Here is a 23,580-nt window from a genome sequence, read left to right as displayed (position 1 = left end):
AAACAAACGGACAGGATAAATAAAAAAACTCTTCACTAAACAATCAGCCATAGAAGAAACAACCAAAGAATAAACCAAGGGGAAACATAAGGAACAAACAACTATTAAACCAAACAACCAATAGCAACAACTCTCTATAACTACATAGAACTATTACAACACTACATAGCACTAATACAACACATACAACCAAACAAAAAAAAGAATCAACCGAAGGTTTTATCTATGCAACAAACCAAATTTAAAAAAGAGTATCGCGCAGTTACTCGCAGATAAAAAAAGAATATTTGTATAACTGAACTTTCAGAATAGAAAACTAATAGCAATTGTACAAATGGTTGTCAAAATGGAATCCTTAAAATAAGTTTCCCCAGTAAAAACAAGGCTTTAGAAAAATAATAGTGAATCCTATAGGGAGTCGAACCCGAGCTAATGCCCGTAATAGGGTAAAGCATAAAAGTCAAAAAACATATAGGATCACAACACAAATAGCACCCCCATACCCTTTAGAAATCCGTTTCCTGAAACAGCCCTTTTATTTGTAGCGCCCCACACACTCCCAAAGATACTCACATAGATCATTTTTTATTTATTGGAAAGGAGCTTTAGAATTAGATAAAGAGTTTAATTTTTAAGTTGCTGGTAATTAACGAGTTATTCTACTTTCTTCACCGTGTGGATACAACTTTATTAGAAGTCTTTTAGAATTGTATTTGAACCTTTGTTAAAAGTTAAATTTATTTAATTATCTATAATCTATTCTAAATCTATTCTTTTTTTATTCTATATTTGTTGAGTAGTTCGACTCAGATATTACTCTTTGCTTGTCGGCAAGGTTGCTATCAGTTATGTACTCACAGGAGTATTGTTAAAGGTTGAGTCGGAAGGTTTACTTTTTTACCTTCATATCAATTGCCTTTAGAGAATAACTGTAAGACTGACTTTGGTTGTGGGAAAGAAACAACATTTAACTGGAAAAACAATAAAATGAAGTTTACTAAAAAACAATTCATTGAAACAATAGAAGCGATTAAAGGTCAACTTGACTACGACAAGAATAAGACTGAATCTATAGAGGTTAATTTAAAAGCCCAATACGAATTAGAAGACTTGTTAGTTGGTCCTTATGATAATAGTAGATTAACGAATCAAATTTTTAAACTTCTGCATTCTCAGTTTCCTCCATCGAATGAGGGTTGTAAAATTCAACAGTATTGTTTCGATCATAATTTCGAAAGAGGATCTATAAGTGATCTGTGGGAAGAATTACTAAAAGAAAAAGAATTAGTGTAATGGGAAAAGATGTAATAGTTGATGGTCTAAAGGTTGTTATGTTGAGCGCGCTTTTGAGCGAGGCTATTGACGATATGAAAGGAACTAATCTTTATAAGCAAAATATTAAGAAAGCAGGTAATAATTTTCAAAAGATGTTAGAGCCTTTTGTAAGGCAAGTGGATGGCGTATACGAATCGAATCCTGAATTAGCTACAAATCTATTCAGAGAGACCGAGGAGTTCATTGAGAAGATAGCGAAATTGAATTTAGTTGATTTTGTAATGATGAATCGATTACGCGAGGCTTACATAAAAGACCCAAGGAAGTTTCAAGAAGATTTCCCAATTGAATTAAAGAAAATTAATACTTAGAATTTATGGATAATAACACAAGTACAGTTGGTACAGGGCGAAGTTTAGTTGATTTCGGAGAGGCTGTTAAAGCTTTAAAAGAAGGAAAGAGAATCCAAAGAAGAGGATGGAATGGTAAAGGAATGTTTGTTTTTATGCAAGTACCTTCTTCTGTTCCAGCTGAATTTGTACCAAAGATGTCTTCTTTGCCTGAAACTGTTAAAGAGGCGTTTTCGAGAAGATTCGATTCAATGAGTAAAGATTTGAAGGGAGATGCAGATATAAGATATCAAAATCAGTTAGCAATGGTTTATCCTGACAACAATATTTATGGATGGTTGGCCTCACCTTCAGATTTACTCAGTGAAGATTGGATGATATTAGATTAGACAGATGGCTAAACCTACTATATGCAGTTTAGCAGAATCATTTAGAACTCTTTGTTGTCGAGTGAAAGTATATCCTATAATCGGGGGAAAGTATAGGTGTATGAAATGTGGAGGAGATACAACAAATGAGTTCTATTTGTTTTTAAGGGAGGCGACAGATGCAGAGTTACACTAAAGTTTATTTAAAAGCATTTCGCTTGGATGAATCCGATTTTTGTCAATGCGAAACATGTACGGAAAAGGTTAGAGCTACTGATATTCATCATATTTTAACTAGGAAGAAACATCCTGAAGGATTAGATCAGATTGAGAATATAATGGCAATATGCCGAGACTGCCATGAAAAGTATGGAGATAGGATTTATTTAATACCTATTTTATTTCGAATTCATAGAAGAGTATTGCAATTATGCAGAATAAAGCATAACAGGATATGGATTAAAGATCAAATAGAGAAGTACGAAAATTTAACAGCTTTAAAAGACCAATGCACATTTTAATCGGAATTGATCCAGATGTAGAGAAAAGTGGTGTAGCGTTCAAGATTAAAGATCATATTGAGCTATCTAACCTTTCTTTCTTTGACTTGTTTGAGTTTCTAAGTGAGAAAAGAGATAGAGTTAAGAAAACCTCAGAAGAGATTTTGATTGTTGTTGAGGCTGGATGGTTGAATAAAAGTAATTGGCATAAAAAGAAAAATGGTTCTGCTGCGGTTAACGCAGAAATAGGAAAGCGAACTGGAGCTAATCTTGAAACAGGAAAGAAGATTGTTGAAATGGTTAGGTTTTTAAAGCTACCGTATAAAATAATTAAGCCGAAAACATCCAAAATAAATAGCGAGTTCTTTAAAAGAATTACGGGGATTAAACGAAGTAATCAAGAACAGCGAGACGCATATATGTTAATACATGGAATAAGATGAAAATATCCTTTGATTTTGATAGTACATTATCCGAACCTGAAATGCAGGAATTAGCCTTAAAGTTTATTTCAAAAGGGGTCGATGTTTCTGTTACCACTTCGAGAAGAGAGAAGATGCAAGGATTAAACTTTTCAAACGAAGACTTATTTGAGGTAACGGATAAGCTTGGTATTAACAGAGACAAGGTGGTGTTTACCAATTTCAATCCAAAATATCAATATTTAAAGGACTTTGATATGCATTTCGATGATGATGAAGTAGAAATAAATGACATTAATAATTTCCCCATTAAATGCATTGGATTTTTTTTCGAACCCAAAGTAAATACTAATTTAGAAAAACAATATTAAGATGAAACTTTTAGGAGAAAGAGTGTTAGTTAAACCGATAAAAACTGAAAACAATAAAAACGGAATCATATTACCCGAGTCGGAAAAAAATAAGCAATTAGGCGAAGTATTGGAGGTAGGAGTTAAATGCCAGGTTGTAAAGAAAGGAGACATGGTTAAGTATTATTCAAATACAGGTATTCCCTTCGAATATAAAGATGTCAAAGGTTTGGTTTTTCAAGAAAGTACTGGTTTAATAGCTGTGTTGTAATGGAGTTATTTTATGAAGAAAAGGAAATAGAGTTACCAATTTATCATGGAACCATTGTTTTTATTGATTCCAATGATATTGGTAAGATAAATGAAAGACATAAGCTTGATGCAAAAAGAGAACCTTTTGCGTCAGCTTATGAAAATTACAAAAAGCTTGATGATGGAAGTACTCAGACTTATTACCTTATAGTCTGTAATTCTAAAACTAAATTGGATTTTACTGTGGGTTCAGTGGCACATGAGTGCTTCCATATAACAAACTTTATCTTTGAAAATAGAGGTATAAAAGCTGATTTAAATAACGATGAACCTCAAGCTTATTTGCTGGAGTATCTCATGGATATTGCTTATGGTTTTTACTTTGCTAAAAAAACAACAGAAGCCTTTGCTCATGCTTTAAGTGAATAAAGACTTCTTATGTTCTGAAACATCAAGTTGATTTAACTTTTTAATAGCATCCATTTTCTTTTTATCAAAGGGTTTTTGTGTCTTTTTATTTGCCATTGGATTATGAACACTATCTTCTGGAATTTTTTCCTCTCCGGATAGATACTTATAGAACTTAATCACGATGTTCCTTCCTTTTGGGTTTAAGGTGTAAATTCTTTCTTCAACGTTATAATGATCCATTAATATGTTTAAATAGCCGCTATTCAATATAGAGTCCCATCTTGAATAAGTGAAGCTTTTGGATATTTCAGAATATTGAGCACGGGTAAATATTTTCATTCCCATCAATTTTAGAAGTATTTCCAAAATATGCCTATCTAAACTATATCTCTTTTGAATATATGTTCTTATCACATATAAGTTTTCTAAGAAGTCAAATCCTTGATAGATATAAGCAAACCTTTTCTTTGAGTAATGGTCGTTATCATTTGCATAAACAGGATTAATATGCGTGCCTTTTAACAGTTTCTGAGCTTCTTTATCTAATTCTTTTCTTACACTCATGGCTCAAATATACTTATAAGAATTAAATAAGTATTAAAATGGAATAGAATTATAAAAATATTTTATATTTTTGTTTAGATAGATAAAGTTACTCTATGGCAAAGACAAAAAACTTAAAAATATATCCAATTAAGACCCCAGAAAAGGGTGATTTTGTATTTGGAATCGATGCGAAAACAGGAAAAAATGTTAATTTTTTAGTTGAGAGTTTTTGCGGTTTATGTGAAGATGATACGCCAACAGCATATGATGATAACTTTACAATAAACATGAACGAAACACTAAACGAAAATGTTTCATTAAATGATTTGTTTGGTGTTGGAGAAAACACTTTCAATCAATCTATAATAACAAGTAATGGATCTCTAACGTTCAATAACGATGGAACTTTTACTTATGTTCCAGATGTTGATTTTGTAGGAAGTGATCAATTCGGGTATAATATTATAGATGCGAATGGCAATGAGAGTTCAGGAACGGTTAATATTAATGTTACCGATGTAGCGATTGTGCCTAAAATGGAATATTATAGTTTCCAGTTTTCTGAAATCTCAAAGGACATCACGAATATTACAGAAATTACTGATTTATTTTTATCTACAAATGGAATGAGTCATACTGAAGACTCAATGTTAGCGGGTAAGGATTTTCCTTTTTCTAATGTTGCGAGGTATGGATTTGTAATAAAAAACTTAACACCAGGTAACACAATAAGAATCTTTAACTTCTTTAATACTGACGTGACAACAGAGGTGTTTAGTAGTTCATACGATGCTTTAAATCAAACTCTGTATTTCGTAAGTAAAGATTATATATCTCCATCTCAATTATTTTATAAACTTTTAAAAGTTAGGAATGAGTAAGGTACAATTAGGAAGTTCATTGGAGGCAGCAGGCCAGTATCCACTTGATGGTAAAACATTCTTTTTATCTCTCGCTAAAATGAGACAGAATATTGCTGTAAATGCATTTAAATATCACGAGGATATGTCGGTTCGTTGCGTGGAAACCCACAAAGATTATATCTGGAGAGAAGTGAAGTCAACCGATAAAGGTTCTGATAAAATTTTGACAGAGGACTTCATTTACCCAACTGGAGCAGTAGCGTTTGGCATTACCTATTCAAATAGGAAATTTAATTTTTTTGAAATTATTAATGAAACATCGGGAAATGGAGGATTACCTAATAGGTTTTATGAAGAAGGTAATTTTACCCCTATTTTAAAAGACAGGCAAGGTGAAGCTGCTTACACCTATAGTAAAGCTTATGGGCATTATGTAAGGGTAGGTAACATGGTAACTTTCAACATCACCTTTGGTCAAATAAATGCAGACAACCAACCAACAGGTTACTTACAAGTAGTTAATTTTCCTGACAGTATAAGAATACCTACTAACTTCGAAATACGTTCCTATTGTTTGGCAAAGATAATCAGAAGTGGAGTAGACAGATCAGAGGTTAAAACTATACTAGGGGTGGGGCAAGGGATTGGTATTTCCTTTACCGATTCTATATCTAAAGTCGATGACCCTATTAACGGTGTATACAAAAGTTTAAACTTTACTAATGGCTCACTGTTTCTATCTGGTTCTTATATAACTGATACATACTACCACATATAAATAATACAGCTTAAATGATTAGAGTAGAATTAAATAAAAATGACAATAGTACTTTTTTAATTGATGAGGCGGTATATCCAAGGCAATATCAGGTGAAGTCAAATTCACTAGGCGTTCTTTTAATTTCTGAAAAGTCAAATATTGAATTAGGCCCATATGACAAGATAGAAGTAGAGGGAGTTGTTCATTTAAAATTACAAGATTGTTTAAATGCTTTGCAAGAAATATCATTTGGAAGCACAACAAGTCCTTCCTCTTCTGGGGGGCAGTTTACACCTGAAGAGTTTCAAAAAGTTTTACTCTTATTGGAAACATCCACTAAAACAATTGAATATTCAAGTGATGCTGATGGGGAAGCTGAAATAGATACTGGGCTTGGGTTAAATTCGGAAATACTTAATATATCAACAATAAAGGAAAAGGAAATAACACTTGTTTATACAATTCAGCTGGTTTTGGAAGCCGTGGTAATAGGTGACCATATTACTATTCGATTGACAAAAGCTTTGGCAACTAATGTCGATAGTGGAATTCAGGTTATAGAGCCTTTTATAAAAGTAGGTCTTACAGGAGAAATTAAAATAGAAACCGTCGCGCCTGAAATACCCGATTTTCATCAAATTAATTATTCTGGAGAAGGAACGCTGGATATCATAACTATGCCAGTTGCGGAGTTTGAAAACTCAGGGCGTGTTATTTTAAAGGACTTAGTTCCATATAACCCAGATTACCCCAATCATTGGATTGAAGGATCTTTCGGTTTATCGAGTATCCCATGGGTTAATAATGAAATAGATCATTTAGCATATTTCAGTAGGAAAGCCACAGAAATGCCTTCAGAAATCTCAAAAGAAGTTTCATATGAAAAGCTGGTTTATAATTCAGTTTGGCAAACCTATGCATTAAAATTCTACGCAAATAGAAATACGTTGTATAGAACAACAATAGCTTACAGAGAAAAGGAGATCTACCCATCAAAATAGAAATAAAAAATGAAAAATATTGAAATAGATCTTAGTCTAAAGGGAATAGTTCAAGCTATAAGTTATTTGTTTATCGGTTTTTATACATGGTTAAATAGTGTCGGTATAAATGCATATGCTTTCCATGTATTGGTTTTTTTTATGGTGTTAGATATGTGTTTTGGAGCGTGGAAAGCAAATCGAGTACCAGAGTTAAGTAATCCTTCATCCAGAGAAGCTAAGAAGGGAATAGTTTCAAAAATCATAATGTTTTCCATTCCAGTAGTGGTCGGTTTTATGTGGGGATTGTTTGATAAAGCCAATGCCTTAAAAGTGGTCAATACATCTTTAATGGCTTTAGCTGTTGCTGAAGGATATTCCGTTGTCGCGAACGCAGGATCGGTTTATTCCAGAAAAAACTTGGTTGAGTATGATGCAGTAACTTTTGTTTTTAAAACTACATCTAGAATAATTAAAAATATTCTTGAAAAAATATTAAATAATCTGAAAAATGAATAGAGCTATTGAAATAGGCCTTTCTCAAATTGGGATCAAAGAGATTAGAGGAAGAAAAGATAATCCAGAAGTAATAAAATATTTTACTGAAATTGGATTTGATGGGGGAAAATTTAAAGATGAAACAGCATGGTGTTCGGCATTTGTGAATTGGTGCTGTAAAAAAGCAGGCTTAGAAATTTCTGGGAAATTAACGGCTAGAAGTTGGCTGAAAATGGGTGAATCTGTTCATAGTGCCCCTAGACTTGGTGATATCGTTGTTTTATGGAGAGAGGATATTGAAAGCTGGAAAGGTCATGTGGGTTTTTTTGTCAGAAAAGACAAGAATTGGATTTGGATTTTAGGTGGGAATCAGAATAACGAAGTGAAGATTAAAGCGTACCCACAAAGTAGATTACTTGACTTTAGAAGATTATAATGCATAAAGAGCGTATCACATACATACTAATCATAATTATTCTAGTATTCTTTCTTTATAAAAAAAGAATTGGAAACTATAATTCTTCCAGTTCTAATCTTGTTAGTGTTGATAGCTCTTTGGTGATTAAAAGAATTCCTGTTAAATCGAATTCATTCAAGATAGATAAACCAAGAGAGATTATTAAGTATAAGTATGTGTCCAATGACAAGAAATACAAAAAAATGTTAAATGAGCTTGAAGAAAAACATGATCAAAAAGTCGATTCTGTTATACTCTTACGAGAGTTATTACAAGCTATGCAATTGCGAGAGTACGAAGAAGTTATTTCGGATAGTTTACTTACGGCTACATTCTTGGTTAAGACGAAAGGCTCTTTGGAAAGTATTGATTTTTCATATAAGACATTTCCTCAAGAGGTTAAGTATTATGAAAAAACAATAAGAGTAAAACCTAAATATTCAATTCTTGCCGGTACAAGTATTATAACATCAGAATTACTAAATAAAGCTTCAATAGAGTTAAATGCTGGCTTTCAGAATAGAAATGGAAATATGTTGGAATTGGGTATTAATTCAAATAAAGGATTCAGGGTTGGATATAAGTGGAACCTATTTACAAAATATTAAATGCAAGGATTAAATAATTATATCATAGAATTAGAATCTCCCTACAATGAGAAGTTCAAAACGGAAAGTGGAATTGAACTTTTTGGGAATGTCGATTTTACTCCAGAGAGGTTATCGAATAGAGTTGCAATTATAAAAGGGATTCCTGCACTTTGCAAAGGAGAGATAAAGGAAGGTTACGAGGTTTTAATAGACTTCACAGTTTTTTATAGACAAATCTATCATGGTGTTAAGCAATGGTATAATAGTGTTATTGATGCGGATAAGAACTTGTATCATATAACACCTAACATGATAGTTTGTTACAGAGAATCGAAAAGGCATGAGTGGAAAGGATTTGACAAAAACTTACTTGTTGAACCAATACTTGAAGGAGATGAAATCGAATCAACTTTAATTCTACCAGATACTGTTTCCAGTGCTAAGGAATTTAAAGGTAAAGTTAAAGTCCTGTTTGTAAATTCTCAATTAAAGAAACTAGGAATTCAGAATAAAGATGTTGTGTTAATGAACCCGAATGGAGGTGTTCAGTTTTGGATAGAAGGGAAAGAGTATTGGTGGATAAGAACCAAAGATGTTTATGGACAAATCGCATAGTTATAGAAAAGAAAAGCTTCCAAGCTATGTAAGGAAGTTAAAAAGTATGGTAGCCTTAAACTACGAGGTTATGACTAAGGAAGTAGACAATGTTATTTCTGAAGACAAGTATCACAACATAGTAAAAGGAAGAAGACAAGCGGCTGAACAATCTATTTGGGGAATGAAAGAGGTAGATAGGTGCTATAAAGAAATGGATAATTTGTCAGAAGATGAATTATCGAGTTATTACAAAAAAGAGCTTCCTGAATTGATTGAGCGTTTGAAAACCATGTGTGATTTTAATTTAGAAGTTATCGATATAGAGTTAAACCCTCACGAGGATGATTATAATGAATTGCTCTCGGTTGAAAAAGAATTAAAGGAAATGGTAGGTCCAGATGTAACGAAGGCGGTTATGAGAGCAGGAAAAAACATATCTGTAACTGAAGATCGACTGCATAATGTGATTAAGTCAAGACAGATGGCTGCTATTGATTTTGATTGGGGTATTAGTAAAATCGATGAGTTAGAAACAGAGTTACATTCTAAAGAGGAAGCTGGACAGATAAAGAGCTGGGCAAAGAGAACAGCTTCCAAAAATAAAGAAACAAGATAGATAGGTGTAGATGATATTTTATTTAGGGGATAAAATAACGGATAAAGTTGATGAAAAGGTACGTTTAGGAAAAAACAAACTCAAGTCATGGGAATATGGTTACGACCAGGAACATGATATTATCATTATTTCAAAAGATGGAACGCTCGGTACTGTTTTTTTTGTAAATGGTATTTATATAGGTTTACCAGAACCTCCTTCTGATAGAAAGGGAATTATCAATTGGGATAAAACTACGAAGGGCCAGAAATGGAAAAGAGAGGAATTACCCAAGGGGTTAAATTCAAAAACCCAATTTGACCCTAAATATGAGGAGTTTATAGAGAGACAAATAAACCTCCGTCTCTACGGATCATTTATTTTAATAAAAGGAGAACTTGTTTATATGACAGGCTCTTCTCATTTCTTCTATCAATGGAGCAAGTTAGATGAGGGATATCCTGCTTTTAGAATAATTCAAAACGAATTACTCATTTATTGGGAAGCCTGTAAAGCTGACCCAAGGTGTTACGGAATTGACTATGTTAAAAACAGACGTTTTGGGTGGACTTCTCTTTGTAACTCCGAAGGAATTAATCTAGGAACTTCTAATGAGAATAAGGAAATAGGGATTATTTCTAAAACAGGAAAAGATAGTCGAAAAAACTTTGGAAAACTAGTAAGAACTTTTAAGAAACTTCCTGCCTTTTTTAAACCTTCATGGGATGGTTCTACTACTCCGAAGAAGGAATTAGTTTTAACAGAGCCTACTCGTAAAAAGAAATTAGGGGATGATGAAGATGACTTTGAAGAAGGATTAGACACGACAATTGAGTGGCACAATACTGTTCTGAATTCCATGGACGGGGATAAAATTTTCCTTAGTTTAATTGATGAAGGAGGTAAATTTCCTAAAGAATGTCCCTTTGACCAATATTGGAGAATCGTAAAAACTTCTCACAGACAAGGGAAAAGGATTGTTGGTAAATCCATGGTAGGTTCAACTGTTAACTCGAAAAAAAAGGGAGGGAGAGAGTTTGAGACTGTATTTATGCAATCGGACCCTAGGGTAAGAAGTAAAAATGGACAAACGGCAAGCGGTCTTTATAACTTATTTATTTCAGCTGCATTTGGTTTGGAAGGGTTTTATGATATTTATGGGTTTAGTATTATAGATGATCCGGAGAAACCAGTTCTTAACGATTTAGGAGAATGGATAACTGTTGGAGCAAATACGCATTTAGATAATGAGTTAGAGGCATTAAGGGAAGACCCAGATGCATATAACGAGCAGTTACGACAATTTCCAAGAACGGTTAAAGAGGCTTTTAGGGATGAAAGTGAGGATTGTGAATTTAATCTACCTAAGATATTAGAGCAAATAGATTACAACAAAGAAGAGTTAGAAGAGAAGTTTACAGGTAATGATCCAATAACAAACAATGATATTGAACGCGGGAACTTCACATGGGAAAACGGAGTTCAAGACACCAAAGTAATTTGGAATCCAGATCCATTAAATGGTCGTTTTTGGATAAGGAAAGGTTGCCACCCTCCATTGGAGTTTAGAAATATTAAGGAAAAGAAATTTAAACATGGGGTTACGGCATGGGCTCCGAAAGGAGAACATTTAGGTTGTTTTGGTGTGGACCCATATAACAGAGATAAAAGTGCTGATGGAAGGGGGTCAAAAGGAGCTATTCATTTATCAACAACCTATAACACATCTACGTTGCCTAACGATGCATTTATTCTAGAATACATTGATAGGGCAAAAAAAGTAACGATCTTTTTTGAAGAAGTTTTAATGGCTATGGTTTACTATTCTATACCTATGTTGGGAGAGCTTTCAAACGAAGCTTTTTTGCAGTATATCGCAGATAGAGGATATCGTCATTATTCATTGAATAACCCATTTAAAAGCTATAACGATTTAAACCCAACAGAAAAGAAATTGGGGGGCGCACCTCCTCAAAATTCAAAAATTGCAGACCAACAATTTTATGCTATTGAAAGTTATATCGAAGATCATATTGGTGTGGCCAGAGATGAAAGAAATAGACCTAAAGGAACTATAGGCGATATGCCATTTACTAGAACTTTAGAACAATGGAAAGATGTTGACTTAAAGGATAGAACAAAATATGATGCTTTTATTTCAAGTTCATTAAGCCGACTTGGTTGCCAGAGAAGAATAAAGAAGCCAGATGAAAAGAAAAAGCCAAGAAAAATTCCATTTAAAAAATATGATAATTCAGGTAACATATCCCAAGCAGTATGAATAAAAACACAACATTTCCAGATCCATTAGCAAAATGGGGTGACAAGATAGATGACACATATGGTTTAGCATTTGCTAAATCCATTTCTCAAGATTGGTTTAATGGAGGGCTGATTGATGGTAAGTGTGAATATTCATCTCGTTCATCGAAAATTAGAGAAAATAGACTTTATACCAGAGGAGAGCAAGACACTGAAAAACACAAAAAATTATTTGTACGACAAGACGGTGATTTAAGTTTGGCTAATTTGGATTGGCGTATTTTAAATTCAGTTCAAAAGTTTTGCAGAGTAGTAAGTAATGGAATTAGAGATGATCATTACAGGATTGACATTAGAACTAATGATCGAATGTCATTAAACATAAAGGCTAAGGAAAGAGAAAAGCATCTAAAAAACATGAGAGCGATGCCTTTATTGAAGTCAGCGTCAAAATCATTAGGTGTTAATTTAATGCCTCAAGGCTTTGTACCAAAAGATTCCGAAGAGCTTAATCTTTTCGAGCAGTTAAAAGAAAAGACTAAAATTGAAATTGCGGAGGAAATTATTATTGACTATGTTAAAGAAACAAATAGATGGTCTAATATTGAAAAGAAGAAAAATCAAAATTTAGTAGAAAATGCTATTTGTGGGGTTCGAGTTTATACGGATAATAGGGAAGGTTTAAAAATTGATTCATTTGACATTGAAGAACTGGTTCATAGTAATGTGAAAGAAAATGATTTTTCAGATGCCTTTTACTTTGGTGTAGTCGATTCAATTACGATTAATGATTTACAACGTGAATCTAATTTAGATGTTGTTCATTTAAAAAAGATATCAAAGACCTATTTAAGTAAAAATAAAGACAAGAGCAGTAAAGATATTAGTGGGCATAAGGTTGATGTTTTGCGATTTGCTTTTAAAACAACAAAGGAAGAGAATTACAAGGCTATTATTAAAAAAGGGAAAACCATTCATGTTTCTAAAAAAGATGATGATTTCGAACCACCGAAGCGTTCAGATTACAAAAAAGTTACTTCTTATAAAGATACTTGGGTAGAAGGGTCTTACATTATAGGTACTGAATTCATATATGATTATAAAGAAAGTGAGCATATTGTTAGAGATGAATTAAATAAGCCACAATCACCATTTGTTGTGTTCTCTTCTGATATTTATGAAAATCGTTTACATTCATTCTTAGATGACATTAAACCTTTGGCTGATGAATTACAAAATATTCATATAAAGATTCAACACTTGCGATCGGAATTAAAACCTGATTTAATTCATATTGATTTAGACCAGTTGGCAGAGTTAGAGGTTGAAGGAAATAAGGAAAAGAATTGGCAACATTCCTTGTCTATTTTAAATGTAAAAGGAGTTGTATTTAGTCAGCGTACTGACATGGGGGAAGACGGAATGAAAGATGGTGCTGCTGTGAGCCCTATGTCTCAGCAACAAGGAAGTGGTTTAGTTCCTCTCTTAAATCTATATGCTCATTACTATAATCAAATACGTGATATAACGGGAGTTAATCCTGCTCGTGATGGTAGTATGCCTCATGACGCTCTTTTAGGAGTTAATCAGTTAAATCTTTCAAGTAGCAACACGACAACACAGCATATTGTAGATGCAGCTTTAGGTTTTAATAAAAAAGTAGCGGAAGTAATCAGTAGCCGAATCCATGCAATTTTTAGAAATCCAGAGGCGAAGCATTTAAGAAAGTTGTATGAGAGAGCAGTTGGAAAACAAAATTTAGATGCATTAGAAAGCTTAAAAGATAGGCATTTACATGATTTTGGTTTTACAGTAGAAATTCTTCCAAGTCAAGAAGAAATGACTGAGTTTAAAGAAGATTTAGGTCTGTATTTGCAACAAGGATTGATATCACCCGAAATTAAAAGTGAAGCCGTAAGAATAGCCAAAACTAATGTAAAATTAGCTGTTCAGTATTTAGCCTACATGTCTAAGAAAAGGTTGGAGCAGATGAATGAAGAAAAGAGAGCTACAATGGAGATGAAAACACAAAGCGATATTGCAGCCGCGAATCAAGCGTCTTCTGGCAGGATTAAAGAAGAGGCGATAAAAGCTAAGATGAAAATTAATCTAGAAACTTCAATGAGTAAAATCAGGGTCTTTGAAAAACAAGCAATGCAAGAGATTGAGGCTCCAGAAAAGGATAAAAAATTTAGACAGGAGGTGTACTTAGAACAACTTAAGAATATAACACAAACCGATATGGCTAAGTTTAAAGAAGATTCAAAAGACAAAAGATTAAATGTACAATCATCTCATCAAAGTAAATTAATAGATCAGCGTAAAAAGGAATCTGAACCGCATGATTTTAGCTTAGATATTAATTTGTAATACTTTTTTAATTCTTAGTTAATTCTTTTATTGTTATTATTAATATATTTTATTAGTTTTGTGTAAACTATAAATTACACTTATATGGCTTTTGGGCTTCAATTTGGTAAAGAAGAAACTTCAGAAAGTGGAGACAATTCCAATCCTTTCGGGAGTGCGGCTACTTTAAAAGGGCAGCAAGAAGAGAAATCTATTCCTCCAGGGGGAAAGAGATAGAGAATAAAATTATTCCTGATTTAACGGATGAAGTCGTTCTTAGTTATATAAATGAAAAGTCGGGTAAGGAATATAAAGCTTTTGATGACTTGTTTCAAGTTCAAGAAAAAGAAGTTGAGAAGATTGTTGAAAAAACGGTGAACCCTTACGAGGGGCTTATGGATCAAAATGATCTTAATTACTTCGAATTCAAAAAGAATACAGGAAGATCAAGAAAAGAACATGATTTTATTCAAAAAGATTTAGATAGTGTTCCTGATCTCGATTGGGTGAAAAAGAAACTTCAACGAATTGATCCTAATAGGAAAATTACCAATGAAGAGGTAAATGAATACTTGGAACATAAGTTGAATGTTGATTTGGCTGATGAAGATAAGAGTCAATTTAACAATTATGAAATTAAAAACTTCATAAAGGACATCAAAGAGGAATCAAAAAAATTACAAGAAGAATATAAAAAACCCACGGAAAACTATATTCCTAATCAGCAGCAAGAGGACATTGTAACTCTGGAAAACGGTCAAAAAATGTTTAAGTCTCAATACGAAACTTTAATGAATGAGCGTAAAGAATATGTCGATTTAGTCAAGCAAGGTGTGAGCAGTGCTACATCATTGGCGGTTGAGTCAATTATTGAAAATAACGGAGAGAAAATGCCTCTAAATTTCACTTATGAGTTTACAGATGATGACAGGCATAGTATGCTGTCAGATGCTTCGGATGTAGACGGTTTTCTTAAAAAGAATTTCATGGGAGAAAAAGGGTTGGATCATCAAAGATTGGCAACCTTTATTCACAAAGGAATGCATTTTGACAAGTATATGGAAATGGCAATGAAGGAAGTTAGAGCTAGAACCTTAGAGGAATTTATTTCTAACTCAAATAACGAAGACTTCACCCAGAAAGAAATCAAAAAGAATAAGACTAAAAAGGATGGTTATGGAAGTTTTCCGGATAAACAAAATAACGGGTTTGGTGTTCAATTGTAATTAATTTTTTAAAAAAAATGGCAGAGTTAAAACAAAATACAGTAACGGGAGAATCGTCTTTAGTGTCTCCTTCAGGTCAATTAGCAACATCGGCTAATTTTATAGATGCATATACTTATGGGATGGTATATAATCCTGATGTAAAGAAAGATATCCACTTACAAAGAGGAAAGGGGAAATTACTACCTTTCTGCGCTATAACAGGGAGTTTACTTCCATTTGCTTCTGATCAAGTACAACACGCGGAGTTGGGTGAATTACATCAATCACATCGTGATGTTATGTTTAATCCAGTTGATAGTACTTTTACTACAACCTCAAAGCATAATTTACGTTCAGGTGAAATTATTATTATTTCCGACGGAACAATTGAAAGACAGGCTGTGGTTGATCAAATTACTTCAGAAACATCTTTCACAGGAAAGAATAAACAAGCAGGGGTTTTTGGATTTAATGGAGGTTTAACAATTTCGAAATTTTCTAATAGTTGGGGTAAAGGAGAAGGTAATTTTACAAAAGGACGAAGAGATACTCCTGAATTCAAGTATAATTACGCACATATCATAAAGGAATTTTATGATACTCCTGAGTCAGATATGGCACATCATACTTGGTATGAAACACCAGGTTATGGAAAAGGAGAAGGATGGAACACAACAGAGGTTCAGCGTACAATTGATTCACATGCGAACTTAGAAGAGTTAACTCATCTGTTACATAGACGTTCAGATGAAGCCTCCGATGCAACAGTTGCTGGTTATGCAAGAGGGATGAAAGGAATTGTACAGCAAATAGAAGAAGGTGGGAATATAGGTAATGGTGTAATAGAGGATATTGAGGAGCTTTCTGACATTGCTTTTAGAATTAAGCAGCAAGGAGGAGCTACTGCTTATTCATGGTGGCATGATCATAAACAAAGCGCAGCCTTTAGAAGAATGCTCGCATCAGTTAATGCCAATTATTTAAATGGTGGGAATTATGGAATGTTTAACAACAGTAAAGAAACTGCTATAGAACTTGGATTTAAGGAGGTCTTTATAGATGGTATTACTTTCCATTCTTCAGAGCTAACTACCTTGGATGAACCAGAATTATTAGGTTCGCAAAAATTTCGAAATACTAGTGTTCAATCTCTAATGATGCCTTTAGGGGAAGCGAATGTTTTAGAGTCAGGAGATCAATATTCAAGACCTCATTTGACAATCAGATATCGTCAAAAGAATGGAATTAATAGATACCGAAAAACGAAGATTTTTGGAGGCCCTTATGGAACAGATCATAAAAGGGATACTATGGAAATTCACGTTGAATCCGAAATGACTAATCAGGTTATCGGAGCAAATCAATTCTTTGTATTCAGAAGAGGGAATGGAATTTATTTAGGAAATTAAATTTAAGAAAGGCAGTCATTATGACTGCCTTTAATAAAGTATTATCATGGGAGAAAAAATATATAGATTAAAAGAATTTAAAAAAGCAAAAAGTTTCCAAATCCCACTTAGAGGTCTGACTTTGGAAAAGTTTGTGAAGGAATATAATGAACTTAAGTCTGTTGGTCAAAGAAGGGTTAAGTATGTTCCAGGGGCTAATTCAATTTTTGAAGAGGATCTGAAAGGAGATTATAGAGCTGTTCCCTCTATTTGGTTTGAAAATGGAGAGAAAAGAGTTCCTGAGTCGAATATGCTGCTTAATCAGATTTTAGAAAAACACCCATGGTATGGGGTGTACTATGAAGTTTGGTCAGAGGAAGCAGAGGTAAATAAAAAATTAACCGAACATAAAAAGAGAGACGAAGTTTTAGCTGTTATCAACGAAACTTCTGATGATCAAAGAAAAGCTATTGCATTGGCTGTATTCGGTGTTAATGCGATTCAATGGACAGATAGTAAGGCTGAACTTGAATTGCGTGAGTATGCTAAGTTAAAACCATTTGAACTAAAAAAAGTTTTGGAATCAAAAGATTATCAAAGCAAATACTTGGCAGCCTTGGCGTTTAATAAGGATATCGTAAAGGATAATATTGGAAGCACAGCTGTAATTTGGAACGACACTACCCAAGGTGAAATACTTTCTTTAGCTCGTGGCGAAAATGGTTTGGTTAAGTTCGGAGATTTTCTTTCTCAAAATACGGAAGAGAGTTTGTTAGTATTGAACTCTTTGAATCAAAAAATTGATAGCTTGGTTATTTCAAACCAAAAGGAAAGTATAGAGAGTAGTAAGTTAGAAAAGGAAAATGCTGAGTTAAGGGCAGAATTGGCGAAACTTCAGAAGCAATCTAAAGTTTCGAATGATACTCAAGAACAAACCGAAATAGAAGAGCTTAGAGAGCAGTATTTGGAGAAAACTGGCAAAAAAGTTCCTAATGCCTTTTCAAATAAGGTAGATTGGATAAAAGAAAAATTAAAAGAAAGTTAAACGAGATTCTTTTAATATTCCTTGATTTATTGTTTTAAAGGTCCTTTCATTTTGAAAGGGCCTTTTTTAGTATTACATAAGTGTTACAAAAGAATAGATTTATGATTATATTTGTTTAAATTTAATTAAATGGTTTCGATAAACTTAATTCATAGACTCGTCAAGCAGTGGTCAAATACTGATAGTATTGGTAATGCAAAACCTGAAACAATTGATGGGTTGGTTAATGCTTCCGTAGATGAATTATATGAGGAAATGTTTTTTGATGTTAATAGATCAATAAACAGGCAGAATCGAGGTTTAGTAAATACAATGACTGAAAATACCACTGAAAAAATAAGAGAAAGAATTCAATACTATGTGAATTCTGAATCTATACCTTTGGTGAATAATAGCATTGAACTTCCAAGAAACTTAAGATATATCGATGTTATTTATGTTGGATCAAACGAAGTTGAACTTTGTAAGAATAGAAGATCATATCAATTGACGAAAGAGGATGCTAATCAAACCTATCCTATAGGGTTAAGAAGTAGCAATAAAATAGAGGTGTTTCCAGAACCTCAAAGTACTATTGAACTGTCATATTTGAGAGAACCAAAACTTGCTAAATGGACGTATCGAGAACTTAATGAAGCAGCTTTATTCGATCCTTCTAAAAATGATTTTTCAGATATAGATATTCACGCATCACAGAAGTATGAATTGATCATTAGGATACTTAAAAAATTAGGTGTAAACCTTAAGGACAAAGACATAACTGTGATAACTCAAAATGAGGAACAAAAAATGTTTAACAAAGAAATTGCTAACTAATGAAACTAACCCCATTTCAATATCATAACGACGAAGATTTACATGGAAGTTACCAGTATGTTCCAATACAAAAAGTAGTTCAACATTTTGAAAGAATTTCTTTAGACGATGATAGTATTTTAAAGCATACCCGAAGGTCGCAAATACTCAAATCGGTAAAAGCTGGAATTTCTGATTTAAGCTTAAACAACTTAAATGAGGTAAAGTTAATGGAAATAGATGTTCCTGAGAATCTTAGAGTGACATTGCCTCATGACTTCGTTTCATTTGCAAGGTTAAGTGTTGTAGTTCATGATAGTCTCAGTAATTCATATAGGCTATTTCCCTTAGATAAAAACGATAACATGCATACAGCGGTAGCTTATTTGCAAGACCATAATCATGAAATCTTATTTGATCATGATGGATATGTATTAAAGGCAGATGCTTATAATGCCCAGAATATACCATATAAGAGGTATGTTTTTCATTGCGGAGGCGATGCAAAGCAATATAGCCGAAATGGAGAGTATAGTATAACTGGTAAAGAAATTGTCTTTAGTAGTAATTTGCTCGATGAGCCAATTGTATTGGAATATTTTTCTGATGGTTTAGCTTATGATACTTATGGAGAGGAAGATATTAAAGTTCACAAAGAAGTGTTACCAGTATTAATTGATTGGGTATATAATGATCTCATCCAGTTTAAAAGGAATGTATCTCAATCAGAGAAAAGAAGAGCTTCAAATAAACTTAAATCAAGCCTGCACAAAGCAAAAATAAAAAGAGCCAAGTTTAACTTACTTGAAATCGCTAGGAAAGCAAGAAACTCAAATTATTAAGTATGCCAAGAATATCGAATAATTTTGTTCAGTCACGTTTAAATAAAAATGTAGATGAACGACTATTAAAAAAAGGCGAATTAAGAGATTCTTTAAATGTTCGAATTATTAATAGTGAGGGAAGTGACGCAGGAGCCATTGAAAAGAGTTTAAGTAATAAACAACTTACAAATTTAAACCTTGGGGATAATATGCATACTATAGGTGGAGTGTCAGATGAATTTAATGAAACCTTATATTGGTTTGTTAAAAGTTCACTTGGATCTTTTATCATAGAATATAACATTTTAACTCAAACTACTCAATTCGTATTAAAGGATACTAGAAATCACAATGTATTAAATTTCAATGAAGAGTATCTTATAAATTCATCAAGGATATTAATAGACACGGATAACAATTCCAAGTATCTTTTAATAACAGATAATTATAATCAACCATTGTTAATTAACATTGAAAGGGCAAAAACTTATGATGAAAATGGATTTGATTTAGATGATATTATTTTAATTAAAAGACCGCCAATTAATAGCCCAGAAATTAATTTAAGATCAAATGGAAGTAAGGAAAATAACTTAGAGGAAAAGTTTTTAAGATTTTCATATAGATACATTTATCTTGATGGTGAATATAGTGCGTTATCACCTTATAGTGAAATAGGGTTTAAACCTAAGTCTTTCGAATTCGATTATTATACTTCCACCAATAAAAGTATGATTAACTCATTTAATGAGGTGGAGATAGAATTTAATTCAGGAAGCAAAAATGTTAAGGCTATTGAAGTGGTATTTATCGAATGTGGAAAGAATATTCCTTATGTAATTGATAACTTTAATAAAAAGAATAAAGGTTGGCTGGATGATACCGATTACAAAATTTCCTTTTCTAATAATAAAATTGTAAGAAACCTTCCTGAAGAAGAGTTATATCGATTGTTTGATGCAGTGCCATTAAGAGCGAAAGCATTAGAATTAATTAATAATACACTTGTTTTCGCGAATTATACCGAGAACTATAATTTAGTTAACGATAACGGAGAAGAAATTTATATTGATTTGGAATTGAATCAAGAAAATGTTCCTGTTTCTGATGCAAGTGAGAGCTGCAAAACAAATAGAGATTATGAAGTTGCTATCGCATATCTTGATAGTTACGGAAGGCAAACTACACCTTTAGTTAGTGAGAATAACACAACTTATATTGAGCATTCAAATAGCACTGATAAAAACAGTTTGGTGTTAAAAATTAAGAACAAAGCACCCTATTTCGCTAAATACTATCGAGTCTATATCAAACAAAATAAAATAGGATATCATACGATTGTTCCTAATATTTTTTACGAAGATAACGGTTATGTATGGGTGAAGCTCGAAGGAAATCAAAAAGATGCTATTATCGAAGGACAGTATCTTAATGTAAAATCTGATACAAGAAAAATATTAGATGACATTGTAAAGGTTAAAGTACTCGAAGTAGTATCTCAGGATAAAAACTTTTTAGACACTTCTGGTTCCAACGAGTTTAAGCAATTGTCTGGTTTATACATGAAGATTAAACCTGAAAGATTTAGTTTAGACTTGGAAGATTTGGCTCGTTATTATTTCAATGGTTTTGAATGGAGTACACGTTCATACCACCCCGTTAAAAATAATGTAAACGTTTTGCAGCCAGCAATATTTTATGGGAATAGTTCACTCAATGATGCAACCGTAATAGGTAATTACTCTGGAGATAGGGATAAGAGCTTTTATGTTCAAATAACTTCTGAAGGGGATGGAGTAACAACCAAAGACAAATTCATAGTGGAGTACGATAATACCACTGTGGTTCCAGAACAAGATATTCAGGTTAATGTGGAAATTCCCATGATTGATGGATTATCAGTAAAATTTCAGAATGATACAGGACACACTTACGGAGATCAATGGATTGTTCGAGGTAAATCTTATCATACAGTTAATCATGATTGGTCAGGTAAAGGTATGGCCGTTTACAAAGGCATTGAAGGAGATACAATTGAAACAGGAGCGATTATTGATATTATTTACGACGAGTATAATAACAAAAATCAATATATCCATTTTCATTTTATTTCAACTAAGAAGTATTCTAATTTGGAAGAATGGTTTTATGGTGACGATATCGATGCAAAGTTTGCTGAAAAAGGTATTGACTCAATAAGAGTTTCTTTTAGAAGAGGGAATGTTGGTTGGCATGGAATTAAAGACCCCGAAGTTTATGTAGATATTAGTTCTGATGGAGTTTCGGGAACAATGAACTTATTAATTGCTTCATTAGGTTTTGAGAAGAATGGCGGTGAGGATTCGGTAAGAATAAAGTTTAGTATTGAAATCAAACAGTTTAATAACAGGGTAATATTCGAAACAGATCCGGTAGAAGAAAATTCAGATATATTTTACGAAATAGGGAGGACCTATAAAATAGAGCAAGACTTGCACTTTGGCTTCGACAATTCGGACACATCACAAACGATAAATTTACCAGCAGTTTTAAAACTTCCTTTTTATAATTGTTTTACCTGGGGGAATGGTTTCGAGAGCTACAAAATAAAAGACCAGTTTAACGCGAAAGAATTATCAATTAAAACTAGGCCGTCGGCACCAATAGAGGATTATCGTGAGAATATTAAAGTTTCTGGATTAACGTATAGTAAACCGTATGACCAAAGTTTAAATTATAACGGTTTGAATGAATTTAACCTATCTACATTAAACTTTAAAGATTTAGATGATAAGTATGGGGGGATTCAGATAATTATGGCTTATAACACCGATTTAGACGTATGGCAAGAAGATAAAGTTCATAAGGTGTTTTATGGTAAATCCTTAATCTATTCCGAAGATGGGAGTTCTAATTTAGCAAAGAGTGATAATATATTGGGAGCAGTCAAAGCTTATGCAGGAGAATTCGGAATTAGTAATAATCCTGAAAGTTTGGTTTCTTATGGCAATTACAGATATTGGGTAGATTCGAAAAGAGGTATCGTTTTAAGAAAAGGACAAAGTGGTATAGAAATTATATCTAATAGGGGAATGACTGATTGGTTTAGAGATTATTTTAAAACCAATCGGAATTCAATTAATTTGTGTGGATATGATCCGTACTATGGACAATTAACTCTATGTTTAAAAAATCACACCTTAACCTTTGATGAAAAGATAAAAGGATTTACTTCTTTTCATTCATTTTTACCAGATTGGGTTTTAAGAATGAATAATAGTTTCTATACATTTAAAAATGGTCAATTATGGGAACAAAATAGTTCAGGGAATGGATATAATAATTTTTACGGTGTTCAGTATGAATCAAAAGTAACAACGATATTGAATGATTTTTCCAATGCAGATAGCATTTTTAAAACAATGGTGTTGGATGCTTCAAATAGTTGGAATGTTAAGGTAAAATCTAATCTCTCAAAAGGGCATTTAAAGGCTTCCGATTTTAATAAAATAGAATCTCGTTGGTACGCGCATTTCTTTAAAAATGAAGATTTGCAGAACCTTCATGGAAACACTCAAGGACTTGGCAGTCCAATTGAAGTATATAACAATAAATTGAGCTTTCATGCTGTACCATCAAGTGTAAGTATTGGTGATGATCTTTGTTTGATAGATGATAACGAAAATATTATAGTTCTGGGGCAAGTTTTAGATGTTGATTCAAATATTGTTTCTGTAGATTTTTATGAATCTATAGATTTAAATAAGTTCTATTTTACAAAGAAAAATAGTAGAATAGAAGGTGGTGAAATTAGAGGTTATTACATGGAAATAGAATTATATGACTCTTCAAATGAAGCAAATGAATTATTTGCAATTAGCTCAGAAGTGGTGCCTTCTTTTATTAAATAGTTTTT

At 32.8% G+C, this 23,580-nt stretch carries 26 protein-coding genes; 25 read left to right on the top strand and 1 reads right to left on the bottom strand.

Going from position 1 to position 23,580, the window contains the following annotated elements; genetic code table 11:
- Positions 1-987 precede the first annotated feature (987 nt).
- From BLW23_RS21010 to BLW23_RS20975, 8 genes are all read left to right on the top strand, one after another.
- A complete protein-coding gene (locus tag BLW23_RS21010; protein WP_143032249.1) occupies positions 988-1,293 on the top strand; it encodes a hypothetical protein in 306 nt (101 codons plus the stop codon).
- Complete coding sequence (locus BLW23_RS21005; RefSeq protein ID WP_093673634.1) at positions 1,293-1,646, top strand: hypothetical protein; 354 nt, start codon at positions 1,293-1,295, stop codon at positions 1,644-1,646. Before BLW23_RS21010 ends, BLW23_RS21005 begins: the two co-directional genes overlap by 1 nt.
- A gap of 5 nt (positions 1,647-1,651) precedes the next feature.
- Positions 1,652-2,014: a DUF2829 domain-containing protein gene (locus BLW23_RS21000; protein WP_093673632.1), complete on the top strand. Its 363-nt coding sequence runs from the start codon at positions 1,652-1,654 to the stop codon at positions 2,012-2,014.
- A 158-nt stretch (positions 2,015-2,172) separates the two neighbouring features.
- Positions 2,173-2,514: an HNH endonuclease gene (locus BLW23_RS20995; protein ID WP_093673630.1), complete on the top strand. Its 342-nt coding sequence runs from the start codon at positions 2,173-2,175 to the stop codon at positions 2,512-2,514.
- Positions 2,502-2,936 carry a hypothetical protein gene (locus tag BLW23_RS20990; protein ID WP_093673628.1) on the top strand — a complete coding sequence of 145 codons (435 nt, stop codon included), beginning with the start codon at positions 2,502-2,504 and terminating at the stop codon, positions 2,934-2,936. Before BLW23_RS20995 ends, BLW23_RS20990 begins: the two co-directional genes overlap by 13 nt.
- On the top strand, positions 2,933-3,286 hold the full coding sequence (locus tag BLW23_RS20985; protein WP_093673626.1) for a hypothetical protein: 354 nt from the start codon (positions 2,933-2,935) through the stop codon (positions 3,284-3,286). Before BLW23_RS20990 ends, BLW23_RS20985 begins: the two co-directional genes overlap by 4 nt.
- Position 3,287: 1 nt before the next feature.
- On the top strand, positions 3,288-3,536 hold the full coding sequence (locus tag BLW23_RS20980; protein ID WP_093673624.1) for a hypothetical protein: 249 nt from the start codon (positions 3,288-3,290) through the stop codon (positions 3,534-3,536).
- Positions 3,536-3,946: a hypothetical protein gene (locus BLW23_RS20975; protein ID WP_093673622.1), complete on the top strand. Its 411-nt coding sequence runs from the start codon at positions 3,536-3,538 to the stop codon at positions 3,944-3,946. Before BLW23_RS20980 ends, BLW23_RS20975 begins: the two co-directional genes overlap by 1 nt.
- Here the strand turns inward: BLW23_RS20975 and BLW23_RS20970 are convergent.
- Positions 3,935-4,492, bottom strand: a complete 558-nt coding sequence (locus BLW23_RS20970) for a hypothetical protein (RefSeq protein ID WP_093673620.1) — start codon at positions 4,490-4,492, stop codon at positions 3,935-3,937. The two genes, BLW23_RS20975 and BLW23_RS20970, sit on opposite strands and share 12 nt — an antisense overlap.
- Positions 4,493-4,587: 95 nt before the next feature.
- On the opposite strand from BLW23_RS20970, the gene BLW23_RS20965 reads away from it, so the two are divergent.
- The 17 genes from BLW23_RS20965 (at position 4,588) to BLW23_RS20890 (ending at position 23,575) form a co-directional block, all read left to right on the top strand.
- Positions 4,588-5,355 (top strand): Ig-like domain-containing protein, encoded by a 768-nt coding sequence (locus BLW23_RS20965; protein WP_093673618.1) that lies wholly within the window; start codon positions 4,588-4,590, stop codon positions 5,353-5,355.
- Entirely contained in the window at positions 5,348-6,115 is a 768-nt protein-coding gene (locus BLW23_RS20960) for a hypothetical protein (RefSeq protein ID WP_093673616.1), read from the top strand. The genes BLW23_RS20965 and BLW23_RS20960 overlap by 8 nt, the downstream gene beginning before the upstream one ends.
- Positions 6,116-6,129: 14 nt before the next feature.
- Positions 6,130-7,098 (top strand): hypothetical protein, encoded by a 969-nt coding sequence (locus tag BLW23_RS20955; protein ID WP_093673614.1) that lies wholly within the window; start codon positions 6,130-6,132, stop codon positions 7,096-7,098.
- Between the two features lie 9 nt (positions 7,099-7,107).
- Complete coding sequence (locus BLW23_RS20950; protein ID WP_093673612.1) at positions 7,108-7,596, top strand: phage holin family protein; 489 nt, start codon at positions 7,108-7,110, stop codon at positions 7,594-7,596.
- Positions 7,589-8,011 (top strand): TIGR02594 family protein, encoded by a 423-nt coding sequence (locus BLW23_RS20945; protein WP_093673610.1) that lies wholly within the window; start codon positions 7,589-7,591, stop codon positions 8,009-8,011. Before BLW23_RS20950 ends, BLW23_RS20945 begins: the two co-directional genes overlap by 8 nt.
- Entirely contained in the window at positions 8,011-8,640 is a 630-nt protein-coding gene (locus tag BLW23_RS20940) for a hypothetical protein (RefSeq protein ID WP_093673608.1), read from the top strand. The genes BLW23_RS20945 and BLW23_RS20940 overlap by 1 nt, the downstream gene beginning before the upstream one ends.
- Positions 8,641-9,237 carry a hypothetical protein gene (locus BLW23_RS20935; protein WP_093673606.1) on the top strand — a complete coding sequence of 199 codons (597 nt, stop codon included), beginning with the start codon at positions 8,641-8,643 and terminating at the stop codon, positions 9,235-9,237.
- A complete protein-coding gene (locus BLW23_RS20930; protein ID WP_093673604.1) occupies positions 9,221-9,835 on the top strand; it encodes a hypothetical protein in 615 nt (204 codons plus the stop codon). Before BLW23_RS20935 ends, BLW23_RS20930 begins: the two co-directional genes overlap by 17 nt.
- A 10-nt stretch (positions 9,836-9,845) precedes the next feature.
- Complete coding sequence (locus BLW23_RS20925; protein WP_255362854.1) at positions 9,846-12,095, top strand: hypothetical protein; 2,250 nt, start codon at positions 9,846-9,848, stop codon at positions 12,093-12,095.
- Positions 12,092-14,446, top strand: coding sequence for a hypothetical protein (locus BLW23_RS20920; protein WP_093673602.1), 2,355 nt, complete (start codon positions 12,092-12,094; stop codon positions 14,444-14,446). Before BLW23_RS20925 ends, BLW23_RS20920 begins: the two co-directional genes overlap by 4 nt.
- An 84-nt stretch (positions 14,447-14,530) precedes the next feature.
- Complete coding sequence (locus tag BLW23_RS23820) at positions 14,531-14,662, top strand: hypothetical protein (RefSeq protein ID WP_255362853.1); 132 nt, start codon at positions 14,531-14,533, stop codon at positions 14,660-14,662.
- A gap of 89 nt (positions 14,663-14,751) precedes the next feature.
- Positions 14,752-15,651 carry a hypothetical protein gene (locus BLW23_RS20915; RefSeq protein ID WP_093673600.1) on the top strand — a complete coding sequence of 300 codons (900 nt, stop codon included), beginning with the start codon at positions 14,752-14,754 and terminating at the stop codon, positions 15,649-15,651.
- A 17-nt stretch (positions 15,652-15,668) separates the two neighbouring features.
- Positions 15,669-17,042 (top strand): hypothetical protein, encoded by a 1,374-nt coding sequence (locus tag BLW23_RS20910; protein WP_093673598.1) that lies wholly within the window; start codon positions 15,669-15,671, stop codon positions 17,040-17,042.
- 46 nt (positions 17,043-17,088) lie between these two features.
- Complete coding sequence (locus BLW23_RS20905; protein WP_093673596.1) at positions 17,089-18,066, top strand: hypothetical protein; 978 nt, start codon at positions 17,089-17,091, stop codon at positions 18,064-18,066.
- 129 nt (positions 18,067-18,195) lie between these two features.
- The gene (locus BLW23_RS20900) at positions 18,196-18,882 is read left to right on the top strand and encodes a hypothetical protein (RefSeq protein WP_093673594.1); all 687 of its coding nucleotides are present in this window, start codon (positions 18,196-18,198) and stop codon (positions 18,880-18,882) included.
- Complete coding sequence (locus tag BLW23_RS20895) at positions 18,882-19,703, top strand: hypothetical protein (protein ID WP_093673592.1); 822 nt, start codon at positions 18,882-18,884, stop codon at positions 19,701-19,703. The genes BLW23_RS20900 and BLW23_RS20895 overlap by 1 nt, the downstream gene beginning before the upstream one ends.
- Before the next feature lie 2 nt (positions 19,704-19,705).
- Positions 19,706-23,575: a hypothetical protein gene (locus tag BLW23_RS20890; RefSeq protein WP_093673590.1), complete on the top strand. Its 3,870-nt coding sequence runs from the start codon at positions 19,706-19,708 to the stop codon at positions 23,573-23,575.
- Positions 23,576-23,580 lie beyond the last annotated feature (5 nt).

The sequence above is a fragment of the Tenacibaculum sp. MAR_2009_124 genome, assembly GCF_900105455.1.
Lineage (GTDB): Bacteria > Bacteroidota > Bacteroidia > Flavobacteriales > Flavobacteriaceae > Polaribacter.
This window is presented reverse-complemented; position numbering and strand designations above follow the sequence as displayed.

Excerpts from the sequence above, each read along its gene's own strand:
- BLW23_RS20995 (WP_093673630.1), top strand. The coding sequence starts at position 2,173 with ATGCAGAGTTACACTAAAGTTTATTTAAAAGCATTTCGCTTGGATGAA.
- BLW23_RS20920 (WP_093673602.1), top strand. The coding sequence starts at position 12,092 with ATGAATAAAAACACAACATTTCCAGATCCATTAGCAAAATGGGGTGAC.
- BLW23_RS20965 (WP_093673618.1), top strand. The coding sequence starts at position 4,588 with ATGGCAAAGACAAAAAACTTAAAAATATATCCAATTAAGACCCCAGAA.
- BLW23_RS21010 (WP_143032249.1), top strand. The coding sequence starts at position 988 with ATGAAGTTTACTAAAAAACAATTCATTGAAACAATAGAAGCGATTAAA.
- BLW23_RS21005 (WP_093673634.1), top strand. The coding sequence starts at position 1,293 with ATGGGAAAAGATGTAATAGTTGATGGTCTAAAGGTTGTTATGTTGAGC.
- BLW23_RS20975 (WP_093673622.1), top strand. The coding sequence starts at position 3,536 with ATGGAGTTATTTTATGAAGAAAAGGAAATAGAGTTACCAATTTATCAT.
- BLW23_RS20895 (WP_093673592.1), top strand. The coding sequence starts at position 18,882 with ATGAAACTAACCCCATTTCAATATCATAACGACGAAGATTTACATGGA.
- BLW23_RS20940 (WP_093673608.1), top strand. The coding sequence starts at position 8,011 with ATGCATAAAGAGCGTATCACATACATACTAATCATAATTATTCTAGTA.
- BLW23_RS20890 (WP_093673590.1), top strand. The coding sequence starts at position 19,706 with ATGCCAAGAATATCGAATAATTTTGTTCAGTCACGTTTAAATAAAAAT.
- BLW23_RS20905 (WP_093673596.1), top strand. The coding sequence starts at position 17,089 with ATGGGAGAAAAAATATATAGATTAAAAGAATTTAAAAAAGCAAAAAGT.
- BLW23_RS20945 (WP_093673610.1), top strand. The coding sequence starts at position 7,589 with ATGAATAGAGCTATTGAAATAGGCCTTTCTCAAATTGGGATCAAAGAG.
- BLW23_RS20985 (WP_093673626.1), top strand. The coding sequence starts at position 2,933 with ATGAAAATATCCTTTGATTTTGATAGTACATTATCCGAACCTGAAATG.
- BLW23_RS20910 (WP_093673598.1), top strand. The coding sequence starts at position 15,669 with ATGGCAGAGTTAAAACAAAATACAGTAACGGGAGAATCGTCTTTAGTG.
- BLW23_RS20970 (WP_093673620.1), bottom strand. The coding sequence starts at position 4,492 with ATGAGTGTAAGAAAAGAATTAGATAAAGAAGCTCAGAAACTGTTAAAA.
- BLW23_RS20980 (WP_093673624.1), top strand. The coding sequence starts at position 3,288 with ATGAAACTTTTAGGAGAAAGAGTGTTAGTTAAACCGATAAAAACTGAA.
- BLW23_RS20930 (WP_093673604.1), top strand. The coding sequence starts at position 9,221 with ATGGACAAATCGCATAGTTATAGAAAAGAAAAGCTTCCAAGCTATGTA.
- BLW23_RS20955 (WP_093673614.1), top strand. The coding sequence starts at position 6,130 with ATGATTAGAGTAGAATTAAATAAAAATGACAATAGTACTTTTTTAATT.
- BLW23_RS20990 (WP_093673628.1), top strand. The coding sequence starts at position 2,502 with ATGCACATTTTAATCGGAATTGATCCAGATGTAGAGAAAAGTGGTGTA.
- BLW23_RS20960 (WP_093673616.1), top strand. The coding sequence starts at position 5,348 with ATGAGTAAGGTACAATTAGGAAGTTCATTGGAGGCAGCAGGCCAGTAT.
- BLW23_RS20925 (WP_255362854.1), top strand. The coding sequence starts at position 9,846 with ATGATATTTTATTTAGGGGATAAAATAACGGATAAAGTTGATGAAAAG.
- BLW23_RS23820 (WP_255362853.1), top strand. The coding sequence starts at position 14,531 with ATGGCTTTTGGGCTTCAATTTGGTAAAGAAGAAACTTCAGAAAGTGGA.
- BLW23_RS20935 (WP_093673606.1), top strand. The coding sequence starts at position 8,641 with ATGCAAGGATTAAATAATTATATCATAGAATTAGAATCTCCCTACAAT.
- BLW23_RS20950 (WP_093673612.1), top strand. The coding sequence starts at position 7,108 with ATGAAAAATATTGAAATAGATCTTAGTCTAAAGGGAATAGTTCAAGCT.
- BLW23_RS21000 (WP_093673632.1), top strand. The coding sequence starts at position 1,652 with ATGGATAATAACACAAGTACAGTTGGTACAGGGCGAAGTTTAGTTGAT.
- BLW23_RS20900 (WP_093673594.1), top strand. The coding sequence starts at position 18,196 with ATGGTTTCGATAAACTTAATTCATAGACTCGTCAAGCAGTGGTCAAAT.